17 protein-coding genes and 2 pseudogenes are annotated in these 22,714 nt (G+C 50.1%); 11 read left to right on the forward strand and 8 right to left on the reverse strand.

The window, feature by feature from the left end; translation table 11 throughout:
* Window positions 1–78: 78 nt before the first annotated feature.
* Complete coding sequence (locus tag ACZ5AC_RS02425; protein WP_464249378.1) at window positions 79–771, reverse strand: SOS response-associated peptidase; 693 nt, start codon at window positions 769–771, stop codon at window positions 79–81.
* A 102-nt stretch (window positions 772–873) separates the two neighbouring features.
* Window positions 874–1,275 (reverse strand): Ros/MucR family transcriptional regulator, encoded by a 402-nt coding sequence (locus ACZ5AC_RS02430; protein WP_092194232.1) that lies wholly within the window; start codon window positions 1,273–1,275, stop codon window positions 874–876.
* A 119-nt stretch (window positions 1,276–1,394) separates the two neighbouring features.
* On the opposite strand from ACZ5AC_RS02430, the gene ACZ5AC_RS02435 reads away from it, so the two are divergent.
* Window positions 1,395–2,524 (forward strand): IS3 family transposase gene (locus tag ACZ5AC_RS02435; protein WP_464247381.1). Its coding sequence is split into 2 segments (ribosomal slippage): window positions 1,395–1,644 and window positions 1,644–2,524, totalling 1,131 coding nucleotides; the frame shifts between segments, so codons are not numbered across the junction.
* 153 nt (window positions 2,525–2,677) lie between these two features.
* Here the strand turns inward: ACZ5AC_RS02435 and ACZ5AC_RS02440 are convergent.
* Window positions 2,678–2,830 (reverse strand): annotated as a pseudogene (locus ACZ5AC_RS02440) (hypothetical protein); the annotation flags it as partial.
* 620 nt (window positions 2,831–3,450) lie between these two features.
* On the opposite strand from ACZ5AC_RS02440, the gene ACZ5AC_RS02445 reads away from it, so the two are divergent.
* The 6 genes from ACZ5AC_RS02445 (at window position 3,451) to ACZ5AC_RS02470 (ending at window position 9,359) form a co-directional block, all read left to right on the forward strand.
* Window positions 3,451–4,605, forward strand: a complete 1,155-nt coding sequence (locus ACZ5AC_RS02445; protein WP_464249379.1) for a hypothetical protein — start codon at window positions 3,451–3,453, stop codon at window positions 4,603–4,605.
* Window positions 4,606–5,234: 629 nt separating this feature from the next.
* The gene (locus ACZ5AC_RS02450) at window positions 5,235–5,459 is read left to right on the forward strand and encodes a hypothetical protein (protein ID WP_464249380.1); all 225 of its coding nucleotides are present in this window, start codon (window positions 5,235–5,237) and stop codon (window positions 5,457–5,459) included.
* 76 nt (window positions 5,460–5,535) lie between these two features.
* Window positions 5,536–5,862, forward strand: coding sequence for an IS66 family insertion sequence element accessory protein TnpA (gene tnpA / locus ACZ5AC_RS02455; protein WP_464247386.1), 327 nt, complete (start codon window positions 5,536–5,538; stop codon window positions 5,860–5,862).
* A complete protein-coding gene (gene tnpB, locus ACZ5AC_RS02460; protein WP_464247385.1) occupies window positions 5,856–6,206 on the forward strand; it encodes an IS66 family insertion sequence element accessory protein TnpB in 351 nt (116 codons plus the stop codon). The genes tnpA and tnpB overlap by 7 nt, the downstream gene beginning before the upstream one ends.
* 47 nt (window positions 6,207–6,253) lie before the next feature.
* Entirely contained in the window at window positions 6,254–7,813 is a 1,560-nt protein-coding gene (gene tnpC, locus ACZ5AC_RS02465; protein ID WP_464247384.1) for an IS66 family transposase, read from the forward strand.
* Between the two features lie 193 nt (window positions 7,814–8,006).
* Complete coding sequence (locus tag ACZ5AC_RS02470; protein ID WP_464249381.1) at window positions 8,007–9,359, forward strand: DUF3987 domain-containing protein; 1,353 nt, start codon at window positions 8,007–8,009, stop codon at window positions 9,357–9,359.
* 1,603 nt (window positions 9,360–10,962) lie between these two features.
* Here ACZ5AC_RS02470 and ACZ5AC_RS02475 read toward each other — a convergent pair.
* Window positions 10,963–11,193 carry a hypothetical protein gene (locus tag ACZ5AC_RS02475; RefSeq protein WP_459821612.1) on the reverse strand — a complete coding sequence of 77 codons (231 nt, stop codon included), beginning with the start codon at window positions 11,191–11,193 and terminating at the stop codon, window positions 10,963–10,965.
* A gap of 228 nt (window positions 11,194–11,421) precedes the next feature.
* Between ACZ5AC_RS02475 and ACZ5AC_RS02480 the strand changes: the two genes are divergently transcribed.
* Window positions 11,422–14,166 carry a DUF927 domain-containing protein gene (locus ACZ5AC_RS02480; RefSeq protein ID WP_464249382.1) on the forward strand — a complete coding sequence of 915 codons (2,745 nt, stop codon included), beginning with the start codon at window positions 11,422–11,424 and terminating at the stop codon, window positions 14,164–14,166.
* 628 nt (window positions 14,167–14,794) lie between these two features.
* Here ACZ5AC_RS02480 and ACZ5AC_RS02485 read toward each other — a convergent pair.
* The 3 genes and pseudogenes from ACZ5AC_RS02485 to ACZ5AC_RS02495 all read right to left on the reverse strand — a co-directional run.
* The gene (locus ACZ5AC_RS02485; protein WP_464249383.1) at window positions 14,795–15,661 is read right to left on the reverse strand and encodes a ParB/RepB/Spo0J family partition protein; all 867 of its coding nucleotides are present in this window, start codon (window positions 15,659–15,661) and stop codon (window positions 14,795–14,797) included.
* Window positions 15,662–15,935: 274 nt separating this feature from the next.
* Window positions 15,936–17,171, reverse strand: coding sequence for a tyrosine-type recombinase/integrase (locus ACZ5AC_RS02490; protein ID WP_464249384.1), 1,236 nt, complete (start codon window positions 17,169–17,171; stop codon window positions 15,936–15,938).
* Between the two features lie 374 nt (window positions 17,172–17,545).
* Window positions 17,546–17,755: pseudogene (locus tag ACZ5AC_RS02495) on the reverse strand (integrase core domain-containing protein); the annotation flags it as partial.
* 125 nt (window positions 17,756–17,880) lie between these two features.
* Between ACZ5AC_RS02495 and ACZ5AC_RS02500 the strand changes: the two are divergent.
* Together ACZ5AC_RS02500 and ACZ5AC_RS02505 are read left to right on the forward strand one after the other, a co-directional pair.
* Window positions 17,881–18,792, forward strand: coding sequence for a spermidine synthase (locus ACZ5AC_RS02500; RefSeq protein ID WP_464249385.1), 912 nt, complete (start codon window positions 17,881–17,883; stop codon window positions 18,790–18,792).
* A 1-nt stretch (window position 18,793) separates the two neighbouring features.
* Window positions 18,794–19,405, forward strand: a complete 612-nt coding sequence (locus ACZ5AC_RS02505; RefSeq protein WP_464249386.1) for a fused MFS/spermidine synthase — start codon at window positions 18,794–18,796, stop codon at window positions 19,403–19,405.
* A 178-nt stretch (window positions 19,406–19,583) separates the two neighbouring features.
* On the opposite strand, the gene ACZ5AC_RS02510 is transcribed toward ACZ5AC_RS02505, so the two are convergent.
* Window positions 19,584–20,438 (reverse strand): pirin family protein, encoded by an 855-nt coding sequence (locus ACZ5AC_RS02510; protein WP_464249387.1) that lies wholly within the window; start codon window positions 20,436–20,438, stop codon window positions 19,584–19,586.
* Between the two features lie 404 nt (window positions 20,439–20,842).
* On the opposite strand from ACZ5AC_RS02510, the gene ACZ5AC_RS02515 reads away from it, so the two are divergent.
* Window positions 20,843–22,666, forward strand: a complete 1,824-nt coding sequence (locus ACZ5AC_RS02515; protein WP_464249388.1) for a diguanylate cyclase domain-containing protein — start codon at window positions 20,843–20,845, stop codon at window positions 22,664–22,666.
* Window positions 22,667–22,714: the final 48 nt, after the last annotated feature.

The raw sequence follows: 22,714 nt of genomic DNA on the forward strand, positions 1-22,714 counted from the left end.
AGACCATCGAGCCAGGCATCGCCATCGGTGATTGTCTGTGAGGGAATCCGCCTGGAACGTTTGCGTGGCGCAGAAAGGTCAGGCTTTGAGGGGCACGAGCAGTTCCGGGAAGTCGTTGCGCGTGTTGTTGACCCTGGTGCTCACGGGGTAGCTGTCGAATTCGTTCCGTGAGTCGGCGATGATCTCCTGGACGTCCGGCCCGGGTGTGTTCGGGTCCAGCCAGGCGTCAAAGTGTTCGGGCTTGAGGACTACGGGCATGCGGTCATGGATATGAACGATGCCAGGCGCTGCCGCCTTGGAGAGCAAGGCGCAGGAAAGCACCTGTGTGCCGTCCTGTCCTGTCCAGATGGCCCAAAGCCCAGCGAAGGCGATTGCTTCCGCATTCGGTGCGCAGATGTAGTAGGGCTGCTTCACCTGCCGGCCCGAGTCGCTCCTGACCAGTTCCTTTTCATTCCACTCGTACCATCCGCGTGCTGGCATCAGGCAGCGCAACCTGCGCAGACTGTGACGCCAGGTTGGCTTCTCGGCCGCCTCTTCAGACCGGGCATTGAAGGTCAGGGATGGCGGCGCCTCTTTCTTCCACCAATGGGGAATGAGCCCCCAACGCGCGCCGTTCAGTTCCAGCAGAGCATCGTCAGCCCTGAAGACCATGGGCACACGGGTTGTCGGAGCCACATTGAAGCGTGGCTCCGGCCAATGCCAATTCCAGCGGTCAATTTTCAGGATATGCGCAACCGCTGCTTCGTCTGGAAGGGAGAATCGTCCGCACATGGGTATCTCGTGCGCTTGGGTTCAGCAGAGGCAGTATCCGCCGATGATAGGAAGCAAGAGGCCGGCACCTTTGGTGAGGGGTGGCCGGCCTGATGATGCAGCTTATTCGGCCTTGGGAGCCTTCTTGCGTTTCTCCCAGAGCTTCATGCCCTGCATGGTCTTGCGGCGGTCTCGCGCCAAGGACTTCGCCACAAGGGACGTGCCTTTCTTGTAGCCATATTTTTCCTTGTACTGTTCCGGCGTGAGGCCGTGTGTAGCCAAGTGGCGCTTCGTCAAAACTTTGAACGACTTTCCGCACTCACAGCAGATGACGCTTTTTTCACGGATGGCATTTTTTGGATCGACAGCAGCTTCAGTTTCAACTGCAGGCGCGACACCTTCCGCAACTCCGCGAATGCTTCCAGCCAAGGATTTGATCATGGATGTGATCTCTTCCTCGTTCATGTTGCGGACAGATGCCTGGGCTTTGACGATTTCGATAGCTTGCTTGAGATAATCTTCCATGGAATCTCCTAATGATTTGGGATAATGTCGAGAAGTGGCCCCAGAAATTTGTACAAGCCTTTAGGTGGCATCTCTGCTAGCCCGGACACCTTCAAACGAAATTGATCAGGGAGCAGAGAATGACTAAGCGGACGAGACGGAAGCATTCAGCAGAATTCAAGGCCAAGGTAGCGTTAGCGGCGATGGCCGGGGACAAGACTCTTGCCGAGTTGGCGCAGCGTTTTGAGGTGCACCCGAACCAGATTACCGAATGGAAGCGGCAACTCAGCGAACGGGCCGCCGCCGTCTTCGGTAAACCGGCCGATAGTGAACCGGCGGTGGATTTGAAGGCCTTGCATGCCAAGATCGGCCAACTGACGCTGGAGAATGATTTTTTAGAAAGCGCACTCAGCAAGGTGGGATTGCTGAGCGCAAAGCGATGATCGACCGCGAGCACGAGGTTTCAATCAAGCGGCAGGCCGAACTGGTCGGGATAAGTCGCGGTACCGTGTACTATCAGCCTCGGCCGGTTAGCGCCGTCGACTTGGCGCTCATGCACCGCATTGACGAGCTGCATCTTGAGCATCCGTTCATGGGTGCCCGAATGCTTCGAGATCAACTGAATCGCTCAGGCATCGCTGTTGGGCGTAAGCATGTCGGCTCGTTGATGGCACGCATGGGGATTGCTGCGCTGTACCGGAAGCCCGGCACCAGCAAGAAGCATCCTGGGCACAAGGTATATCCCTATCTGCTACGAGGACTGCTCATTGAAAGAAGCAATCAGGTTTGGGCTCTGGATACGACCTACATCCCGATGGCCAAGGGTTTCGTGTATCTGACCGCAGTCGTGGATTGGGCCAGCCGAAAGGTCCTGGCGTCAAAGATAGCGATCACCCTGGAGGCTTGCCATGCGGTCGATGTGCTTCAGGAAGCCTTTCGCCGCCATGGTACTCCGGAAATCGTGAACACGGATCAGGGCAGTCAGTTTACGGCGATCGAGTTTGTAACGGCTGTCAAGGACAGGGGCTGCAAGCTGAGTATGGATGGCCGAGGAGCCTGGCGTGACAACGTTTTCGTTGAGCGGCTTTGGAAGTCGGTGAAGTACGAACGGGCATATCTGCACGCCTACGATACGGTGAGCGATGCCCGGAAGTCGATTATGGAATACATGGATTGGTACAATCAAAAGCGGCCGCATTCACGGTTGGGCAAGAAAACGCCTGACGAGGCTTACACCGAACGAATGTCGCCAGTGAGAATGGCAGTGTAAGAAGAGCGGAGATTCCACTTAAGAAACGAGCAAACGTGTTCAAACGAACTGAGCCACTTCTGTCGTTAGTGATACTCAAGCATAAATCGTACCTATGTCAATTGTTGGGCAAGAAAATTAATTTTCACAAAAGATGCTTGGTTGGCATATCAATCATGCCTCCACATTCACTGTCGGAGTTGGCTGCTGCTTTTCGCCGTAAATGACATGCTGAACACTGGACAGGCTACACCCGAGTTTCTCACCGATTTTACGAAAAGAAATGCCATGCTCTCTCAGGGTGCGCACCTTGAGCCGGTCCACGCTTTTCTTTCTGCCGCCTTTGCCATGGGCAGATTTTCACCGGAATCGCCGGCGTGTTAGTGGTGGCGGTGACGTCGGAACTGTCAACTTCAAAGGTGGGTGAAGAAAGCGCTTGCGATGTCACATCTGAAGAAGTGGTCAAAACAGAAGAGTGGTAACAGGGGTGGATGGCTCCCGCCTCCATCCCAAATCTGAGAGAAAGTGCGTTGCGTAGACACAGAAGCGTTCGGCAGTCACACTAACGTATTGCAAGTTCTCTGACTTAATTGATCGAAGGGAATTCGTAGAGGCTTGCTCGTCTTGCGAGAGGGAAGTATTGTCTTGATCACCAAGCGAGAGACGCATGACGCCAACATGAAAGCGGTGATGGTAAGAAATTTGTCTATAAGAACTATTATCATCAACTTGAGCGAAAAATCAAGAATGTTACAGTCAAAAAGCAAACCTTTGAAAGATTGAATTTAACGAGGATGTCAATGTCGGTGAATGACTTATGAAACAAAAGAAGCGGTAGACAGGTTTCTGGAGAGGAAGATTAGCCATTTGAGCTTTATATCTTATTTTTGTATAAATTACTGAGTGAATTTATAATTTTTTATATAGTGTGTTTTATAGGGTGGGTTATGCCTAAAAATCGTCCTTTATTTCATGATGTGATGGCAAGAAATAATGATAATTATGGAAAAATATTAGAGTTAGAATTTTGGAGATGCGAGTATACAAAAAGGAAGTATATATTAGATTTCAATGATAGGGAAAGTATTCAAGGGTATGATTTCATTAAATCATCATGTGGCGTTGACTTGGTTGATAAAGCGACAAGATTTGTGATGCATCACGCTGACGTCGCTCTTGGAATAGTAAATGATGCTTCTGCGCCTAGAAATGACATGTATATATATTTAGAGCAGGTAATAATAGCCTATCATAATTTTGTATATCGAGATAATCCAAAATATCGTATAGATGATTTAGAGGGAGTCGGATTTGATCTTTGGGAGTTGTATGATTGCCTTGGCGATAGAGAGTATGAAAGTGTTGGCGTATTGCATGCGGATGCTCGAAAGTATGGTTTTTATCCAATGGATTTGATAGCAATTCGTCCAATTGACGAGGTCGTAGGTCTTATAGACGATCATGTAAATTTATATAACGAGTTTCCATTCTTGCAAAATTCATTTCCTATAGAAGAAAAACAAGATATTGAATTTTATTACAAAGATAAAGATGGAAAAAGATATTTTGTTGAAGAAAAGTCGGCAGATGTCGTATATGTATACATTGATTGTTTAAACGGAAAAGAAACTATTGAAAAAATTTTTAGGAGAATTGTTGGATTAATAAATGAAGCAAAGAAAAATTGTCAAATGCATACTGCTGGAGATTGCGAAAATTCAGATATTCAAATTTGTATTTACGATAAATCAATAATTCAAGATAAGAGCAAATTAAAAGAAATATTAATTAATAACGTGTTGGCTTATAGAAATTGGCATTCACCAGAATTTATGTTTACAGAATCTACAATTCAAATGGGAAAACATTTAATTGTTCCTGAATACGAGCAGGTTCCGTTTAACATTAGAGCTGCAGGTTTGTATGTCTGGGATAAAGTTCACTTTTTCGGTCAAAAACTATCATCAGCAATAGTGCAAGCTAAAAAAGTGAATAGTCTTAAATTGAATAGGGATATGGATGATAGATCTTTAGACCGTTGCTATCGGCTTGCTAAAAATTCTGTTGAAAAAATGAGCGTGCTAAGGTTTAGTGATTTATAGTGATGTTTTATATATTCTTTATAAACGTGAATATTTTTTAGAACTTCAAGTTAAAATGAATCGCGACAGATCGCTTCTAATCAGAGACGAGCTGGTCGATACTGACGAGGAGTGTATAAGTCACTCGGATTTATAAACTGACCTCTTTGGTTTGCAATTGTTGGTCGTCATGCTGAACGAAGACTTTTTCCCATTGCCCCACTACGCGAAGTAGTTGGGATGATGGCGATATTTTCAATGAAACTCGTATAATACCTGTTCTAGTGCCGATTTCGGCAAGTCAAAACTGTCCCGCTTGACCTGTTCCTTCCTCCGTCTTTCTGCCTGGCCAAAATTATCAATCAATTGATTGCGGTCTTTCGCTTGCTCATTTCCTTGAGTGTGAAACTGCTCTTGCTAATCTGAACGGAATGCTCAGGGCAAGTTCAGACCGGATTCTCCAGTGCTGTCTGGGATACGGCTGACGGCCAACAACCAAGCTGATGATTTAAAGGCCTATATGGTGAGTTGTGATGAATACGAGCCGGTCTTTAAAGGCATGATTTATCGCAATAAAATAATTTAGAAACCTGCGGTATCTGTTTTTTTAAGAAACTGGCTTTGCCCCTAGCATAAATAGGGGGTTTCATATGAAAGAACAATTATTGGAGTCTTTGAGGAAGTCGTTGCCACCAATTGTTACTCGTAAGGAGATTGAAAGGCAAACAGGGAAGTTGATAAATTCCAGGACGTTAGCAAATTTAGATGCCTTGAAAATAGGACCTGAAGGCAAAATGATGTTTCGTTCCAAGGTGGCCTACGAGCGAGAGGCGTTTCTTCGTTGGTTTGCTAATCAACTGAAGGAGCAAAGCTAAGTAAGCGCTCATTAGAGCCCATCTTCCAATAATTTCAAGCCATGAGATAAAGGACCTTCAATCCAAGGAGGTCCTCATGAAATCTCGCATCCGCCAGAACCGTGCTGCCCGATGGCTCGCTCATGTTGAACAGTGGCGGCAAAGCGGCATGGGCAAGACTGCGTATTGCACGGCGCACGGCCTGAATTTCAGCTCATTCCGGTACTGGCTGCGCAAATCGCGTTCGGCATCAGTGGATGTGCCTGCCTTGCCGCCCGCAATCGTCCCTCTCCCGTTCACCCTGGCCCTGAAGGCTCCGTCCATCGGACTGCTTGTCGGCAACTGTTACGCCCTGGATATTCCTGCCGACTTCGACGAAGCTATGCTGACCAGACTTCTGTCCGTTCTGGAACCCCGATGCTGAGGATGCCTGCGGCCAAGGTCTATCTTGCTCCCGGCACCACGGACATGCGGGCCGGTATCGACAGGCTGAGCATGACGGTCCAGGGCATCCTTGATCTGGACCCTTTCTCTGGGCACCTCTTCGTCTTCTGCAACCGCAGGCGCGACGCCATCAAGGTGCTGCACTGGGATCGCAACGGCTTCTGCCTCTGGCACAAGCGTCTGGAGAAGCATCGATTCTGTTGGCCCGAGCGAGTGTCTGAGGTCATGAACATCACCCCTCAACAGCTCGGCTGGCTCCTTGATGGACTCACCCTCACGCCGCAAGGAGCTCATCAAAGGCTGCATTACAAATCGGTTCTGTAGCAATAAAATCCTTGCTATTTCAATATATTATTGCTAAGTGCGCTTACATGGGAGACATCGAAAATCTTCCCGATGACGTCGGGCAACTCAAGCATTTGGTCTGGGATTACTACCAGCAAAACCGCCATCTTCAGGACCGCGTGGCCCTGTTGCAGGCCGCGCTGTATGCTCCCAAGTCCGAAAAATCCAAGGACCTCTTCCAGGGCATCCTGCCTCTGCCTTTGGCCAGGATCGCCGAGGTGAAGCCCAAGCCCGCGGAAGTGCCCGTCGTCGAAGTCCCGGCCCACACCAGGGCCAAGCGGGGACGTAAGCCCCTGCCGGACAGTCTGCCGCGCATCGAGATCACTCACGATTTGCCCGAGGACCAGAAAGTCTGCGCCTGCGGGGCCTGCCTGAAGCGCATCGGCGAAGAGGTCTCCGAGAAGCTCGACTACGTCCCGGCCGTCATGCAGGTGGAGCGCCATATCAGGCCCAAGTATGCCTGCCCGGCCTGTGACGGCGAGGAGGGCATGCCGGTGGTGCGTATCGCGCCCATGCCGCCGCAGATTATCCCCAAGGGCATCGCTACGCCGAACCTCCTGGCGCAGGTCATTACCGCCAAGTTCGTCGATGCCATGCCGTTCTACCGCCAGACCAAGCAGTTTGCCCGCCTGGGCGTGGACATCCCGCGCCATTCCATGTCCGGATGGGCCATGGCCGTGGCCAAGGCGCTGGAGCCATTCGGAGCACTGTTCCGGGCGGAGATCCGCTCCGGGCCGGTCATCAACATGGACGAAACCACCCTGCAAGTCCTCAAGGAACCGGGACGATCCGATACGTCCACGTCATACCTGTGGCTCTTCCGTGGCGGAAACCCCAAGCGGCCGACCGTGGTCTATCGCTACGACCCGACCAGGTCGGGCTCCGTCCCCAAGGAATATCTGGGCGATTACAAGGGCTACATCCAGACCGACGGCTACTCCGGATACCAGGCTCTCGGCGAGTCGGACGACATCATCCACGTCGGCTGCATGGCCCACATCCGTCGTAAGTTCGTCGACGTCCAGAAGGCGACCTCGAAGAAGATCATGCACGGGACAGCCAAGGAAATCCTGGATCTCATCGGCCTGCTCTACAAGGTCGAGCACAATATCAAAGAGCTGGAGCCGGAGGAAAAGGTCGCCAACCGCAGGGAGCAGGCCGTTCCCATCCTCGACGCGATACGGGCCATCCTTGATGAGCGTATCGACCACGTCCCGCCCAAGAGCCTGCTCGGGCAGGCCATGACCTACGCCCGCAACCAGTGGAGCCGGGCCGTGCGCTACGTGGACTGCGGATTGCTCACGCCCGACAACAACGCGGCCGAGAACGCCATCCGCCCCGTGGCCCTGGGCCGGAAGAACTGGCTCTTTGCCGGCGTCCCCAAGGGTGCAGACGCCAGCGCCATGCTCTTTTCCCTGGTGGAAACCGCCAAGGCCAACGAGATCGAGCCCCAAGCTTACCTGAAATTCCTCTTCGAACGCTTTCCCGCAGCGCAGTCCACGGCAGTCATAAAGGCGCTCATGCCGCAGCACGTGGACAGATCCCTTCTCCCAAGCCTCCCCAAGCCCAAGCCGCGCAAGAAATAGAACTCCTCCCTGTCCCTATCGCATATCAGATACACCCGTGAAAGATGCGGATGTCTGAGCGCTTACAAAGCTAATGTGTGACCCCTACAGTCCGTTATATTGTTTTGAGCCGTTAGACCCCATCAATGCTCTCGGTGATTCTGCAAGAAAGTACTCGTTAGAGTTGGCTCAGGAGCTTGGAGCGCCAGTCAACATGGTTGCTTGCACGCTTATACCAATATTTGCTGCAGCACAAGTTGGAGCAAGTTGTTTCGTATCCAAGAATTTTCAAGTAGGCATGTCGATGTATTTCGCCGTAGGAGCTCCATCCGGGGCTTCAAAAAGCCCATGTGAAGCAAGGCAGCGTAAAGTTCTTGAAGAACTTATTGTTAAGCATATACTCTTAAGCCCAGAAGAAAAACGATATATTCTGGCAAAGAGAGAGATTTATAAACAACAAAGGAAGAAGATTAAAAAAGAATCATCTTCTGCAATCGACGAAATAGAGAGTAGTGAATATGCGAGGGAACTCGCTGATATTGATGCTAAGTTAGAAAAAATGACTATACCAGTTTCGCCAATGATGGGTAATATGTCTATTCCATCTTTTGTTGAAGAACTTAGCATTCGGAATGGATGTGGAATTAGAATTGATTCTGAGGGGGGGATCCTTGCTCAATTGAATACCGTATCTTCTACGAAGTTGACGTCAATTCTAGATGTATGGTCGAATGGCCCTGTTGATGACATCACAATGAAAAAGCAGGTTATAGTGCAGAAGCCGTTTTTTGTAACTTTGACAATGTGGCAGACAGAGCCTTTATGTCAATTCATTAGTAATAAAACATATATTGGTATTGGATTAGTTGCAAGATGGTTGATTTATATTGAGAATGATTGGCAGCCTCAAGTGGGGCGTGGATGTGTGTCGACTCAAAGTGAAGAATGGTATAAACGTCAGCTTGAGCGAGCATTGCTGCGAACTAAACAGAATATCTGCGGAAAGTCAGGAGATGATAATTTTGCTCTTTCCGAAGATGCTCGAATCGTATTGTCTCAATTTAAAGATTATTTGATACAGTCGCAAGCAAAGGGACAAATATACGCTAATTACCAAGATATTGCACAGAAACTTGACATGCAAGCTGTTCGTATCGCAATGGCGCTTTATGCAATGGAGTGTGGCGGCTTTAAGAATGTTTTAACTCTGATTATAGGTCCTGATATAATGCGCAGAGCTTGTTGTCTTGCACTGTATTTTGCAAATACTTCTATTGTATGGATTGAGAATGGTCGTTTAGAGGCTGTAAAAAAAGAGGCTTTGCCTATCATTGAGGGGATTATTTCATACCAAGAAAATAATTATGTAGAGGAGTTTATAACTACTGAAAGTTTAAGTAAAGTGTATGGATACACTAAATCAAAAATTCGCAGATTGATGTACTGGATGGTCAAAAATGGCTGGGTTCATCCTGAAATAAGAATCATTACGTCTCCTCTGGGGAATTCTGAAGAGCAAGAGGGATGGATTCCGCGAATAATGTTTAAAAGTTTAAATATTGTTTAAATTATATAGCTCAATATATAATTTTTAAATCTCATTTGTAGTACATATCTTTATTTGATGATATTGTTCATTTGTAGATTTTAAATTTATTATCACTGTAGTATTATGCTAGGATGTTAGACAGAACATCCTAGTATAATGCTGAGGACGAAGTCCTGTTGTTTCTAGGTAGGTGAGATTATATTGCTCCATTTTCACGAAGCATATCTTGTCGCAATAGTGTTATTGATCCTGATCAAATTTCTGGAGCGGCTTGATGATCTTCTCGAGCTGAAGATTCGCTCCGGTCGCCAATATGATTGGAACCACCCTGCAAGCACTCAACGAACAGGGGCGTCCGATACGTCCACGTCGTACCTATCGCTCTTCATTGGCGACAACCCCAATCGGCCGACCTTGGTCTATCGCTACGACCCGACCTAGTCGGGCTCCGTTCTCAAGGAGTATCTGGCGAGTACAAAAACTTCATCCTGACCGTTGACACTCCGAGTACCACCGTGACCTACGCTCGCAACCAGTGGAGTCGGGCCATACGCTGCGTAGACTGTGGCCAGCTCACGCCCGACAACAACGCGGCCGAGAACCAAACGCCATCAGTTCCGTGGCCCTGGGCCGGAAGAACTGGCTCTGTCAACGTACCCAAGTGTGCGGATGCCAGCGCCATGCTCTTTTTCCTGGTGTTGAACCGCCAACGCTGGAAGACGAGTCCTATGCCTGCCTTAAAGTCCTCTTTGAAAGCTTTTCTGTCGCTCATGCCTTGAAAGAAGTCCGGGCGCACATGCTGAGTGACTGGCCAGTGGAAGATGCTCTGAGCTGAACGTTTTTTTTTACCCCCCCCCTGAAAAAATGGGTTCAGGGGGTGTTTTTTTTGGGGGGGGGGTAAAAAATGATCATTTTGAAATTTTGATAAACCCTGGGTTGCGCTTCAGATCTGTCTAGAATCTTTCCAGAATCCACTTGGGTCATGGCCTCCAAAGCAGCCATGGCTTTACGCTTGGCTCGTTTGTCGTCGTGGGTACCGTCTCTGGCGCAGATCGTGTTCACTCCTGAGGACGGTCTCCAGATAGTCAACGTAACTGCTTTTCTCCTGTGCCGCGATCAGAGTGTACGAGGTGGCCGTTTTCCGTTGTTTTGGGTGGCCGTTTTCGAATGCACGACCCGGCCGTTTTCACGTGTTCCACGCAGGTGGTTTTTGCCGGTGCCGCAGGGCAGGCGCTTAATTCTTTATCTGATTACTGTTGGCTTATGGTGTTTTGCGGTGAGATTACGCCTCATTTGCTCCGCTGATCACCCGTCAATTGTAGCCTATAGGCCAGCTTTGCTCCGAGATGGTCCCTGTTTGCTCCGCCTCTTCTCTGGAAATGCGCTGGGTTTTCACTGAAAATCAGGGAAAAAATTATGTCAAAAATTTTAAATTTAATAATTTCTAAAAGATAAGCTAGCTGTCATTTGGGGGTGGGGCTCATGTTAGCACCATTGCCTACGTCGAAAATTTATTTGTGAAAATCCATTTGTCTCAATCTGCCTGGGACCTACGCTAGCAAAACAGGATTTTTCACTAGGTGCTCTAGGTGAGACACGAGGCCAGCTCGTGTCTCACTATTCATGATAGTTTGTAATATTGCTTTAACCACTCAATAAAGGAGTCACGCTCGTAAAGAACTTTTTTACCCATTCTGATTTTTGATGTTGGCCCTTCCCCTCTATTGTCGATGTTTGCCAGCGTTTTGGCGCCGAGTAGTCCTCCGAGATTGCTGACCGCTACACTACGTGTAAATATTGGCGGCAATGACTCGCTTATTTTCTCTACAAAAAACATCATATCTTGATGCATGTTTCCTCCTGGCATTAAGTTAATAAATGATAAAAAGTCATGTATAATGCATATTATAGTGACATATTTGTTGTTTGTTACATGTATTTATGGATACAGCTCTGAGTTAAGAAATGTTTAAGATCGTAATAAATTTTCAAAAATAATATGATATAATATACGCACTATTGATCACTATTCGCAATTTATCGCTCACTAGTGTGAATATTTCAATACTGGAGTTATGCAATGAAAAGTCAAGAAATGAGAATTATGTATGCAGGGTATGCTGACAAAGTCGAAGGAAAAGACAATTCTTGGAAAGTTATTCCGGACAGTGAAGCAGCTCGTAAACAAGCGTTGGAAGATGGATATACCGCTTTCAGTACGACATCGTTCAGTTACGAACCAGTAGATGAAAAGCCAGAGCCGATTCGATATGGTTCTCTATTTTTGGATATTGATTACAAATTAGATCCTGAGATAGCAGTTAACTTCACAAGAGATTTAGTTTGGGGAACACTTTTTGGGATGTATGGTGTTAATCCATATAGCTTAAAGTACTGGATATCCGGAGGAAAGGGTTGCCATGTGGAAATTCCAGCAAAAATATTTGGCGCAGAGGACGGGCACCCATTTTTGCCACGCATATATAAAGAAATGGTGCAATTTATAACGCGGACATGCAGAGAACAGGATTGCGCCAAAATTCTAGACTTACAAATGTACAATATGGGTAAGGGACGGCTTTTACGCTGTGAAAATATTAAAAGGGCTAATGGGCGGTACAAGGTCCCAGTCACATATGACGAATTAATGAAATATGATGCTAAGCATCTACTCGCTATGGCAGATACGCCAAGATTGAATTTTTCTGTTGTGGCGGATCCACCCGAGAGATCTTCAGCGATGGAGCAATTTTATTCTTCTGCGTTGGCCTTCCTGAATATTCGCAGCAGACGCTGTGGAGCGAGACTAGGCTTAGATTCACTTCTGGATTGTCGATTCATAGCGCACTGCTGGAACAATCGGCAAACCCTCTCAGAGACACAATGGTGGGCGATGGTTAAGATATTGATGGGTTTTGGCCCTGAAGCCAAGCCGATCGTCCACTTCTTCAGTCAAGGATATCCCAATTATTCTGAAAAGGAGACAGAAGATAAGATTCGGCAGTGTGAACGCCAAGCTAAGGATGTATCTTGTTCGTATGTCAAAGGGCTTCATGACTGTGGCAAAAATTGTAACGTGGGGAGTCCCCGATATCTTTGGATGAGGCAACAGGCGATAACTTCCAGGGCTGCATCGGCTTTTTCACTTGAAGAAGACGGAGTGTATTATGGTGCAGACAAAGAAAGCTCAGTTGCTGGGCAACTCATCTGTAGTCCTTTGAAAATATTAGGGAAGCTTCGTACTCCGGAGTCGCTGGAGTGGTCGAGGCTCGTTGAAGTTAAGGCGCCAGACGGAGTGGAAAAAAAGATTATCATCAACATGCGAGATTGTGTGGGGCGTGGTGACTCCGTGAGGGCGCTTCTTTCAGATAATGGCGTTGAGTTTTCTTATGCCCCAAAGGCACAGTCCTTATTCATGGAATATCTGCAAGCAAATGCTCCGGCGGGCCAGTTGTTTCTCCGATTTAGCAAAGTCGGTTGGCAGGAAGACGCATATGTGCTGCCTGACCAGATTTTTGGGAGTCCCTTCGATGAGGAAATTTATTTTGAAAGCAATATGACGAGCCTGCATCAGGTTTCTGGTTCACTCGATGAGTGGAAAGACCAAGTCGGCAAATTTTGTCGGGGCAACTCTCTGCTTGTCCTGCTGACCAGTTATGCGTTGACCGGACCATTGCTGAGGCCATGTGGTTTCGAAGGTGGCGGTATCCATATTTACGGTTCATCCTCAGCTGGAAAGTCGACTGCTGCTCATGTGGCCGGGAGTGTTTGTGGTGGGGGAGGTCATAAAGGTTTTATGAGACAATGGAACAGTACGCATAATGCAATTGAAAACACAGCTGTCTTGCACGATGACAATCTCTTGGTCCTTGATGAGATAGGGCAAGCTTCGGCGGAAACAATTGCTCAAATTCCTTATATGCTCGCTAATGGTCAGGGCAAGGCGCGAATGAGATCGGATGCTTCCGCCCGTAGCGTTGGGAATTGGTTGCTTAACTTCCTTTCCAATGGGGAGCTTACGATTAATGATAAGATTCAGGAGACGGGTAAATACACAGTTCATGTTGGACAGCAGGTCAGGGTTATCGATTTGCCCATTGACGCTGGGAGTGGGCAGGATCTCTACCAAAATAAACATGGGTATGGTGATAGCGCACGTTTGAGCGATGACCTTGGAAGCAGTTGCCAGAAGTATTACGGTAGTCCTCTGCGCGCATTTTTGACAGCATTTTGTGGTTCAAATCCATCTGAGAAGATGCAACACGTCGCCCTTATTTGTGAAAAAGCGCAGAAATTTGTAGATAAAAATAGTCCTGAAGGTGCTTCTGGCCAAGTACGTCGCGTGTGTCGCAAGTTTGCATTGATCGCAAGCGCTGGTGAATTTGCCATCGAATGCGGAATTTTTCCTTACGAGAAAAATGATGTATGGAAGGCTGCTGATCAGTGGTTTAAAATCTGGCTAAGCCAGCGTGAGAGTATTGGGGATCTAGAAATCTATAAAGTACTTAAGAGAATTCAAGATCATTTTGCGGTTGAATCAGAACAACGGTATGTTCCAATTTGTTTTGCAAAGACAGATGCGCGTATAAGAAAAGCGGGCTACTCTTGGGATGATAGATTTGGTGATAAACGCTATTTGATGTTGTCTGCAGTTGCCAATGAAATTTTGCGGGGCATCAATCGAAAGGTTATCTTAGATGAGTTGAGTAAGCGAGGATGGATTGAACTTAAGGATGATGGTACTATTCGCGAAACGAAGTCTATTGATGGTGCCAATTATCGAGGGTACATCTTTATTCCTAGAGCCTGGGAGGAAAAAAGTTGATCAAGAGTCGACTCTTAGCGTTGAAGCGTTGTCGTTAGATCGGGATGATTTTTTTTGATAATGTTGAGTTTGTGCGTTTTGTGCGAGTTTGAAGCTGTGTAATATCGAAATAGCCTGATTTCATCAGGTTTTTTTATGTCGCACAGGCGCACAAAACGCACAGACTATTTTTGCGTTCCGATAAAATGGAGGAGTAATGAATAAAACATTTTTATTGTGTAGTAAATTTTTTATCAAGTATAGATGATGATAAATAAAATGTATTAACACATTCATCATTCGAGTATGAATAAATTTAGGGATCAAAGTCTCTTATGGAGCAGGAATAATGTTCCTAAAAAAAAACGTCTGTGCGTTTTGTGCGTTTGTGCGAGTTAATATTTGCAAGAAAAATCGGCATTTTTTGCCAGACAGAGCCACTCGTGTCGCACAAAACGCACAGCAAATTGCCGATCTAACTTGGGCCAATAAATAATTGAGATCCGGTGATGCTCAATACAATTTGGTTAATTCAGATAGATGGTACTGAGTCTGAATAGTTAAAGCACTTTGATAAATTGAAAGGCTGGCAGTACGCGATAATCTGCCAGCCTTCATTGCCCCGATGGACTAAAAAACATCAGATATTTTATTCGCTATGTTGAGCTGGCGAAGTTATTTTTCCTTCGATTTTTGTTATCGATATGGCATCTGAGGGCACCTTTATGACCTTCGACGCGTCGATTTTTGAGTTTAACATAATCAATTTATAGATGATATTTTCAATGCTCAGTTTTAAGTCGACCATTTCGTTGCTTAGTGAGCTCAATTCCTGAAATTTGTCATCAGCGGCCATCTTCGTGAAGTACTCTTGCATGGACTGAATTTTTTTAATGTGAAGATCTACGCGTTTTAATCTGGCTCGGGTTGCCTTTTTCAAGGATTCGGCCTCAATCTTTGCCTCATAGGCAGTAAAGAGTTTTTCCTGCGCTTTAGGGGTGCTTTTTGTTGCGATTTTTTTTAGTTCACGAAGGGCAAATCGCTTATCTCCAAGGACTTTTTTTCGAATATTTTCTGAAAGGCCGTTGAGCGACAATATTTCGGAGACAGTATTCGGAGCCTTTCCAATTATCTTTCCAAGTTCTTTGTTGGACTCGATCCCATATCTATCAGCAAGTTTTTTGAGAGCCTCTGCCGTTTCCATTGCCGACAGGTCCTCTCGGACCAGATTTTCCACTAGGGCAAGTTCTTCAGCGTCTCCTGTCGTAAACCATGCTGGTATTGTTTCACGTTCCAGAAATTGATGAGCCCGGAATCGGCGTTCGCCAGATACGATGATGATTTGCCCGTCTTCCAGTTCCTTGACCAAGATGGGCTGGAGAAGTCCTTTATCATTGATCGAATCTGCGAGATTTTTGATTTCATATTCTGAGAAGACTTTTCGGGGCTGATCAGGATTAGGTGTCAGTTCGTTCAGCGCGATATTGTAGAGCGTTCCGCATTCATAGATTCCCATGATGTCTCCGCAAGAATGTGTGATTCAATGGCGTTTGGTTTCGATTCAGCCATTACGAGAATCATGATGATTCGACAACAACTGGAGTCGATGGAATCCATGTTCGTGATTATTTTTGTTATGCGATGAGATAAGCCCGGTAGCGACGCTGCCCAGATACGATTCTATTGTACCGTCTTCCAGTCCTTTGACCAGGATGGACTGGATCAATCCCTTTTCATCGATCGAATCTGCGAGCATCATTTTTTAGCTTAATCTCATTTTTTTTTGTAGATTATTTGTTGAAAAGATCAACCACATTCGACGGCTTCAACAATTCGTCGCCTAATCCATTAATGGCCTTCCGCATGGTTTCGTCAACGCCCTTGGCATATCTTAGGGCCATATGAGGGCTTTTCCATCCACATAACTTTTGTAGGTCAGGTAGTGACGTTCCTGATTTCGCAAGCCTAGTCGCCGCGCTATGTCTCAAAGTGTGAAAAACCACCCTGTCGCGCTTTGATCGTCCTTCGTTTAAGCCCAAGGCTTCCACCGTGTCTCTGAATGGTTGTGGGGTTGTCGTGTAGGGTCGTCCCGTTCCGCTCAAGAATACATGGCCCGTAACATGGCCTAGGTTGCGTAGATTGCTCAATAATTCCAACAAGGCGCGAGATAAGGGGATGGTTCTATCGTCGCCGTTTTTGGTTCGTCTGAAAATTACTTCTCCCTGACCAAGGTCGACGTCTTTCCATTCAAGGCTAGCGGCCTCACTGAATCTGCACCCGGTCAACGCGGTAAACAACGTGAAACGATAAGCCAGCTGATCACGACTGGCCAGGGTTTCCAAGATTTTAGTTAACTCGTCCATAGAGAGGATTCTGGTCCGGCGGTTACCGCCCCGGCCAAGGGTAGCTCCTACGTCCCTGGCCTGTGGCGGAGGAAAAGCCACCAGTTTTCGAGAGTAGGCAAAGGCCAGCACCTGGCGGAGCACAAGCGCAACGTATTGACGCGTTCTTGGAGCAAGTCCTGCGTCTACCAGTGTCCCCATGAGCCTGTCCCACTCATCCACGCCAATGGCCTTGATTGAAACATTGCCCAGAAGGGGTTTCAACCAATTATCGAAAAGGCCCTGATCCACTTGCCATGATCGTTCATTTTTCCGGTCAGCCTTGATCAGCTTGGAACTGGTAAGATAGACCGGCCAATACTCGGCAAGAGTCACATTTTGGGAGGCTTCAAGTTGCTGCTTGCGCTCGGCTTCTGCCTTGGTCTTGGCTGCCAGAGTACGCTGCTCTTGCAGGGTAGCAGGACCTTGACCCGTTCGGTGCGATTCCTTGAGTTTGGATCGTTCCGCAATGGCCCTGTCGAGGTTCCATCCCTCAGACCACCAACCAAGACCCTCTTCCTTCGTTTTGCCCTCAACCTTGTAACGGATGGCAAAATACCTGTCTCTGGCCACCCCATGCTTCCGAGTAGGGTGCTCATAATAGCGAATGCCTTTTTCACCTGCCGAGATCCATTTAACCGCCATTCCTCTCCCACTCCTCTCCCACTTTTTTTCCTGAAGGGACGTGTTTAACCGTGAAAGCTTGTGATGATCTAATGTGCCTTTAAGCCTTTGCTGTCAACGGTTAAGCGGGTGCTACGTGAAGGGTTGTGATGTTGCGTGAAAAGGGCATTTTTACGATTCGTAATCAGTAGGTCGTCAGTTCGATTCTGATTCCTGGCTCCAGAAAAAATAAGGACTTAGATGTTAATCTAGGTCCTTTTTTTTGGCGGTCTGCAAATGGACCGCAGTTTTGCCAGCTTTTTGCCACTTTTTCTTTTCTAATGACCGAAAAGAAGTGTCGACACGAATTCATGTTTTTGACTTTACCGCTGACCTGCCGGGAAACTTCGGACCACTCAATTCATGAGGGTCTCCCCACTGTTCATGTTTTTTCCATACTGCCGACAGAAGTGTTCGGGCGTCATGTTGTTCAGGCTTGTATGTGGGCGAACGGAGTTGTAGTGCCGCCTCCATTCCTCGATCACGGCCCGAGCCTCGGCCCGACACCGGAACCATTCCATCGACAAACATTCGTCGCGAAATTTCCCGTTAATACGCTCGTCAATCCGTGCGAAGTGGTGTCCAATTTCGAGCGGATTGTGACTGGATAACTTCAGGTGGTCTGAGTATGTAAAAGGCCGGACTCCAAGGGGAGGGCACGCATGCACCATATTTCGAACAAAAGGTAAGTATGCTGAAAACTCGTTTGTCCCGCTTTTCCGTGGTGCTGGCAGCGTCGTGTCTGTTTGTCGCTGTGGGCGCATTTTATCTGCTGCCGACGTCCGCCGACATAATTCATGAGGTGGAATCGCCGTATCAGACCATCTTTATATCCGAGGCCAACGGGATTCGTCGGATGCATGTCGGATCGTTGCTGGACAGGACGAGCGCCATGGATTTGAAGGATCCCTATCGCCACGTTTACGAATACACGGCCATGATGATGCTGGTCTCGGGCTATGTGGACATGCCGCAGAAAATACTTGTGGTGGGCCTTGGCGGTGGCACCGTCTCCCGCACCCTTCGGCGCGTCTATCCTGAGGCCGAGATCACCAATGTCGAATTCGACCCCGTGGTCGTAGACATGGCAAGGCAGTATTTCGGGTACGCCGAGGACGACAGGATGAAACTGGCCGTGGAGGACGCCCGGCGCTGGCTGCGAGGCACGAAGGAGCGTTTTGATGTGATCGTGCTGGACGCCTACCATGGCGGGTACATCCCCTTCCACCTGACTACGCGGGAGTTTCTTGAACTGGTCCGCGAGCGTCTCGCACCGGGCGGTGCGGTCTGTGCGAACACCTGGATCGACCAGGCTCTCGCCGAGCGCGAGTCGGCCACCTATCACGCCGTGTTCGGGAGCTTTCATCAATATGTCGGGAAGTGGTCGACGAACCGGATTATCGTGGCCTCTCCCGGGGGAGTGCCTTCCCGCGGAGAGGTGCGAGCCAGGCTTGCGGCCCTGGAGTCTGCCCGCAGACCGGAGGGGCTCGATCTGACGGGGATGTTCAAGGAACTGCTTGATTCGAATCCGACCTGGCCCGCCGGCACGGAGATCCTGACCGATGATCACGCGCCGGTGAATCTGCTCAAGGAGGGAAAATAGCGTGGCCCGTCCTCTCGATCTTCTTGTTTACGGCGTAGCCTTCCTGTCCGGAGGGGTGCTGCTCGGGCTCGAAATCGTCGCCAGCCGGATTCTGGCACCGTACTTTGGCAATTCGGTCTATGTCTGGGGCAGTCTCATCAGCGTCTTTCTGTTGGCCCTGAGTATCGGCTACTGGCTTGGGGGCGTGCTGGCGGACAGGCGGCCGAGCCTGGGAACGCTGGCCCTCATCCTGGTTACGGCCGCCGTCTTCATCCTGGTGCTGCCTCTGGTCTATCTGCCGGTAGGACGGTTCATCTCGGAACTCGACCTTGAATTCCGCTTTTCCGTGCTCCTGATCAGCGTCCTGTTCTTTCTGGTCCCCTCGGTGCTCATGGGGATGGTCTCACCGTTCGCCATCAAGCTGAGCGCCACCGCACTGGAGGAAATCGGGCGGACGTCTGGGCGGGTTTACGCCATCTCGACCCTGGGGAGCATCTCCGGGGCCTTGGCCGTGTCCTTCTTTCTCATCCAATGGCTTGGGACCCGGGCCATCGTCGTGGTGCTCGGACTCATCCTTCTCGTCCTGGCGCTGCTGTGCGCGGTATGGGAGGGAAAGGGCAGCGGCAAGGCTTGAGCCGTCCTTCCCTCATCTCCCTCAGTTCGATTCTGATCCCTGGCTCCAGAAAATCAAGGGGTTAGCATTTGATGCTCATCCCTTTTGTGTCTTGAGATCCGGCTCACGGGTTGGAGCCGCACCACGCCGCCTTCCTTTGCGATCGCGGGTCCGGGCGCGGCGGATGGGCGACCGGACTTCAGCGGGCGGCGCCGGCCTGGTGCTTGAGGAACGTTTCGTCCCGCAGTTCCTGAAAGGCGAGGTCCAGCTCCGCCTGGGTGTTCATGACGATGGGGCCGCCCCAGGCGATGGGCTCGCGCAGGGGCTTGCCCGTGAGGAGCAGCAGACGCAGGGGGCGGCTGCCGGCCGTGGCCGCCAGTTCGTCGCCGTCCTCGAAGAGCACCAGGGTGCCGTTGGCCACGGCGCTGCCGTTGATGGTCCCGTCGCCGCCGTGGACAAAGGCGAAGGCGGTGTGCCCCCTGCGGGTCGGGAGGACGAATTCCCTGCCTGGGGCGATGGTGCAGTCCAGGTACTGAGGTTCGATGACCACGTCGTCCACCGGCCCGGTCACGCCCGCGACGGTGCCGGCGATGACTTTGACGGAGGCCTCCGGAGTCCTGACCTCGGGGATCGTGTCGGCAGTGATGTCGCGGTAGCGGGGCGGCATCATCTTGCGGCTCGCGGGCAGATTCGCCCAGAGTTGGAAGCCGTGCATGGCCCCGGCCTCGTCGCCCTTCGGCATTTCCTGGTGGATGATGCCGCTGCCGGCGGTCATCCACTGCACGTCCCCGGCGGAAATGACCCCGCTGTTGCCGAGGCTGTCGCCGTGCTCGACGTCGCCTTTGAGCACGTAGGTGATGGTTTCTATGCCCCGGTGAGGGTGCCAGGGGAAGCCCCTGATGTATTCGTGCGGGTGGTCCGAACGGAAATCGTCCAGCATGAGGAACGGGTCGAAAAGGGCGGCTTCCCTGCTGCCGAACATCCGGCGCAGACTCACGCCGGCGCCTTCGGTCACCTGCTGGCCATGGTAGATGTGCCTGATCTCTCGTCTCATCGTATCTCCTTCGGCCCTGCGGCCGTCGTGTTTGCGCAGTTCTGCGTCCCTGTTGCCCATCCCGTCCGCCGTGCCTTGTCGCGTCATGCCGTTACATCCGGCGACCTGTCCGCAGGCCCTGTATCCTTCGTGCCCCGCAGCGTCTGTGAGGCCTTCGTGGCTTGCCGCAGCCTGACCTTCGGTCTGATCCGGCGCCGCGCCAACGAAAATGCGTCCAGCTTTTGCCTTCACTTCCGTTTCCGCACAGACGCGGGTGCGCGTTGCGCATGCTGCCTGCTGTCCGTTGCCCGGTCAGGTTGATGCCGGGTCTTTCGGCTTCATTTCAGTGTTTGAAAAATAATACAATTTTCAGGTTTCCTATTCAATTTGTTCTTCCAATCTTCTATCTTTCCCCCATGCCAAACATGAGATGGATTATTGTGCGAAAAATATTGGCGGGGGGGATAGCCGCCTTTTTTTTGTTCACCGCTGCAGCAGGTTACGCTTTGCAACTGAGCCCTGAGGAGGAAACGTATCTTCGTTCTCTCGGGCCGGTCAGCATTTGCGTAGACCCGGATTGGGAACCATTCGAGCGGCTCGATCAGGACGGCGCGTATGTTGGCATAGCTGCCGATCTGATGCGCCTGATCGGGGCAAGGGCCGGGATCACGTTTCAGGTTACGCCGACCCGTGATTGGGATCATAGCGTGGCCCTGTCCAAGTCCGGTCAATGCGACATTCTCGCCTTTCTGAACAAGACGCCGCTGCGCGATCAATGGCTGATCTTCACTGAGCCCTACTTCATCGATCCCAACGTCATCGTGACCCGGGCCGAGCACGACTACATCCCCAATCTTGCGGCCATTTCCAATGAAACGATGGTCCTGCCCAAGGGGACGAGCGTTGAGGAGCGCATCCGCAGAGACTACCCCAATGTGCGCCTGACCCTTGTCGAGTCGGAGGCCGAGGCGTTTCGTCTGGTGGAAAGCCGAGAAGCGGACATGACGATGCGTTCGCTGACCATGGCCGCATATACCATCAAGAAAGAAGGGTGGTTCAACCTGAAGATCGCCGGCGAGATCCCGGCATACGCCAACCGGATGCGCATCGGGGTGACCAGGGAAAAGCCTGTGCTGAAGGATATTCTGGACAAAGCCGTGGCCACGCTGACGCCCCAGGAAGTCAACGAGATCGTCAGTCGGCATGTTTCCATATCCGTGACAACGCGAAACGATTACGGGCTGCTGTTCAAGGTCGTGTCCGGCTTTTTGGCAGTGGTCGGCATGGGCTTGGTCTGGATCACGGTCATACGCAGGAAGAACCGGGATCTGGCCTTGCTGGGCGAACAACTGCGTCGGGATATGGTTGCTCGCACAGAGGTGGAGTCTGCGTTGCGTGAGAGCGAAGAGCGATACCGTCTCTTGGTCGAAACCGCTCAGGAGGGGATCGTGGTGGTGCAGGAAGAGTACCTCGCCTACACGAATCCGATGATGTCGGTCATCACGGGTTACACGGCAGACGAGATGAGAAGTTGGCCTTTCATACATCTGGTATTCCCGGAAGACAGGAAAGCGGTGCTGGAGAATCACAGGCTGCGCATGGATGGCCATGTCATACCGCGGTACCAGATGCGCATGTTGCGTAAAGACGGTGCTGTCGCGTGGGTCGAGGTCAGCGGGGCCCGGGTCGAGTGGGGCGGTCGTCCCGCATCCCTGAACTTTCTGTCGGATATCACCGAACGCAAGGCAATTGAGGAGAAGATCCATTTCATGGCTCAGCACGACCCGCTGACATCCTTGCCCAATCGGACGCTGTTCTTTGATCGCCTGGACCGGGCCCTGGCCTTGGCCAGACGCGAACGGCGGGGTCTTGCGGTGATGTTCGTTGATCTGAATGATTTCAAGCCGGTCAACGATACCTATGGCCACGGCATCGGCGACCTCTTGCTTCAATCCGTGGCCCGCAGGATCGAGTCCGCCCTGCGCGCTTCGGATACGGTGGCCCGCATAGGCGGAGATGAGTTTGTCGTCCTTCTGCCGACCCTCGAACGTTCAGCGGATGTCGAAGACGTGGTCCTGAAGATCGGTCAGTCGCTGACCGAACCCTTCAACCTCGATGGCCAGACGGTTGCCATTTCGGCGAGCATCGGAGCGGCTGTTTTTCCGGATCACGGAAACGATGCGGCATCGTTGTGCCGGCACGCCGACACGATGATGTACGAGGACAAGGCTCGCTTCAAAAAGATTTGAAACTAGATTTCCGTGGTGGATCATGCGTTCTGCTCGTATCGACGTGGC

It is taken from the genome of Desulfomicrobium aestuarii, from assembly GCF_055385525.1.

What these genes read in the sequence shown, in the direction of transcription:
- tnpC (WP_464247384.1), top strand. Translation starts at nt 6,254, where the DNA reads ATGGGAGACATCGAAAATCTTCCCGATGACGTCGGGCAACTCAAGCAT.
- ACZ5AC_RS02480 (WP_464249382.1), top strand. Translation starts at nt 11,422, where the DNA reads ATGAAAAGTCAAGAAATGAGAATTATGTATGCAGGGTATGCTGACAAA.
- ACZ5AC_RS02515 (WP_464249388.1), top strand. Translation starts at nt 20,843, where the DNA reads ATGAGATGGATTATTGTGCGAAAAATATTGGCGGGGGGGATAGCCGCC.
- ACZ5AC_RS02445 (WP_464249379.1), top strand. Translation starts at nt 3,451, where the DNA reads ATGCCTAAAAATCGTCCTTTATTTCATGATGTGATGGCAAGAAATAAT.
- ACZ5AC_RS02490 (WP_464249384.1), bottom strand. Translation starts at nt 17,171, where the DNA reads ATGGCGGTTAAATGGATCTCGGCAGGTGAAAAAGGCATTCGCTATTAT.
- ACZ5AC_RS02485 (WP_464249383.1), bottom strand. Translation starts at nt 15,661, where the DNA reads ATGGGAATCTATGAATGCGGAACGCTCTACAATATCGCGCTGAACGAA.
- tnpA (WP_464247386.1), top strand. Translation starts at nt 5,536, where the DNA reads ATGAAATCTCGCATCCGCCAGAACCGTGCTGCCCGATGGCTCGCTCAT.
- tnpB (WP_464247385.1), top strand. Translation starts at nt 5,856, where the DNA reads ATGCTGAGGATGCCTGCGGCCAAGGTCTATCTTGCTCCCGGCACCACG.
- ACZ5AC_RS02470 (WP_464249381.1), top strand. Translation starts at nt 8,007, where the DNA reads ATGGTTGCTTGCACGCTTATACCAATATTTGCTGCAGCACAAGTTGGA.
- ACZ5AC_RS02500 (WP_464249385.1), top strand. Translation starts at nt 17,881, where the DNA reads ATGCTGAAAACTCGTTTGTCCCGCTTTTCCGTGGTGCTGGCAGCGTCG.
- ACZ5AC_RS02425 (WP_464249378.1), bottom strand. Translation starts at nt 771, where the DNA reads ATGTGCGGACGATTCTCCCTTCCAGACGAAGCAGCGGTTGCGCATATC.
- ACZ5AC_RS02510 (WP_464249387.1), bottom strand. Translation starts at nt 20,438, where the DNA reads ATGAGACGAGAGATCAGGCACATCTACCATGGCCAGCAGGTGACCGAA.
- ACZ5AC_RS02430 (WP_092194232.1), bottom strand. Translation starts at nt 1,275, where the DNA reads ATGGAAGATTATCTCAAGCAAGCTATCGAAATCGTCAAAGCCCAGGCA.
- ACZ5AC_RS02450 (WP_464249380.1), top strand. Translation starts at nt 5,235, where the DNA reads ATGAAAGAACAATTATTGGAGTCTTTGAGGAAGTCGTTGCCACCAATT.
- ACZ5AC_RS02475 (WP_459821612.1), bottom strand. Translation starts at nt 11,193, where the DNA reads ATGCATCAAGATATGATGTTTTTTGTAGAGAAAATAAGCGAGTCATTG.